The sequence below is a fragment of the Lactobacillus sp. HBUAS51381 genome (assembly GCF_012641095.1).
In the GTDB taxonomy this organism is placed as follows: domain Bacteria; phylum Bacillota; class Bacilli; order Lactobacillales; family Lactobacillaceae; genus Levilactobacillus.
In genome coordinates this window covers 1-629 of sequence record NZ_JAAVSC010000083.1, presented here as the reverse complement: position 1 = coordinate 629, position 629 = coordinate 1, and the positions used below count along the sequence as shown (strand labels likewise).

Below are 629 nucleotides of genomic sequence, written 5' to 3'. Positions count from 1 at the left end.
AACGGCGACAGGGGCCCACCTTGTGGCGTTCCTCTGTCACTTTTTTCAAAGAGTTTACCGTTCATGACACCACTGGTTAGAAAACGACGAATGAGTCGCAGTAACCACGGGTCATTGATATATTGCCCGATAAACTTGATGAGTAGGTCATGGTTGACCGTATCGAAGTAAGCTTTTAAATCCAGGTCCACTACGTAGTGATAGCCCTGATTATAAAGCGAGGTCACTCGACCGATTGCCTCGTGTGCTCCTCGATTCGGTCGGAAGCCAAAACTATTATCCGAGAACACTTGCTCAAATACTGGCGTTATTACCTGGGCTACAGCCTGTTGAACTAATCGATCAACTACCGTAGGAATACCAAGCTTTCGCTTGCCACCATTGGGCTTAGGAATTTCCACTCGCTTAACTGGTTGTGGCTTATAGGTCCCTTGTGCCAGCTGTTTGACGAGCTCTTCCTTGTGCTCCTTCAGATAGGGTAAGAGGTCCTCGACAGTCATACCGTCAAGGCCTGCTGCCCCTTTATTTCTTTTGACTCGGAGATAAGCTAGATTCAGATTATTTCGGGTCAAAACACGTTTCGAAAATTCAATGCCACTTATCATCGTACTTTCACCAGAGAAAGCACT

At 46.6% G+C, this 629-nt stretch carries 1 protein-coding gene; it reads right to left on the bottom strand.

The genetic code is table 11. The features are described 5' to 3' along the window. Positions 1 to 629 (bottom strand): reverse transcriptase domain-containing protein (locus HEQ50_RS12600; protein WP_255459909.1); only part of this gene is annotated, 629 nt, incomplete at both ends.